Genomic DNA, 924 nt, shown 5'->3' on the forward strand with positions numbered 1-924 from the left:
AGCGTCGAGGCTAGCCGATCGACCTGCTCGCGCTTAAGGGCTCTCGATCCAGATCGCTTGGAGGTATGGCAATGGATGTCACAACGCAACTCATTAGGCATGTTCTCAATTCCAATCTGGAGGCGATACCTGAGCAAGCGATAGAACGTGCGAAGCTCTCAATCCTTGACACCATAGCGTGCGCGATCGGCGGATCGAATGATCCTATCGCCCACTTCTCTCGCGACTTGGGTGCGTTGTCGGGCGGCAAGCCAGAATGTACGGTTTGGATTTCCGGAGAGAAGCTCCCCGCCAGCTTGGCGGCCCTGGTCAATGCGACGACGGCCAGGGCCCTTGATTTTGATGAGACATATGAGCTCTGTATCAACGGCTGCCACGCAAGCGCCTATGATGTGCCGCCGGCGCTAGCACTCGCCGAACGTGACCCTTCCATTACCGGAAGCGAATTGCTCTCCGCAGTCGCGACCGCTATCGATTTGCACGTGCGCCTTGCACGCAGCGTCACGACCAACGCTATAGAGACAGGACGCGACAATATGGTCGCGGTCTGGGGCGCAACTGCAGTCAGTACCAAGTTGCTGAGGCTTGACGAAGAAAAAACCCGAAACGCGTTCGGAATCGCTTATGCGCACGCTGCTGGAGAATTGCAGATGTACGAAGAGGCTGCTCACACAGTCTCGCTGCAGCAGGGGTTGCGGGCACGTGCTGGACTGGAGTCAGCGCTATCAGCAATGGTTGGATTCAACGGACCGCGGGAACCGTTCTTTGGGAGGTATGGCTTCTACAAGGCCTTCGAACCCGCCTACGATTTTGATTTGCTAATGGACAAACTCGGGAAGGAGTATGTGAATGCTTCCATTAGCTTCAAGCCGTGGCCGGCCTGTAAATGCGTACATCCTGCGATCGACGGACTTCTTCAATTGC

The 924-nt window shown here is 56.1% G+C and carries 1 protein-coding gene; it reads left to right on the forward strand.

Features of this window, described 5'->3' with window-relative positions:
* Positions 1-71: 71 nt before the first annotated feature.
* Positions 72-924, forward strand: an 853-nt coding sequence (locus tag NKJ12_RS32070) for an MmgE/PrpD family protein (protein WP_352707718.1), incomplete at its 3' end; no start/stop codon positions are given.

The organism is Mesorhizobium sp. M0195 (genome assembly GCF_040322115.1).
GTDB lineage: Bacteria > Pseudomonadota > Alphaproteobacteria > Rhizobiales > Rhizobiaceae > Mesorhizobium.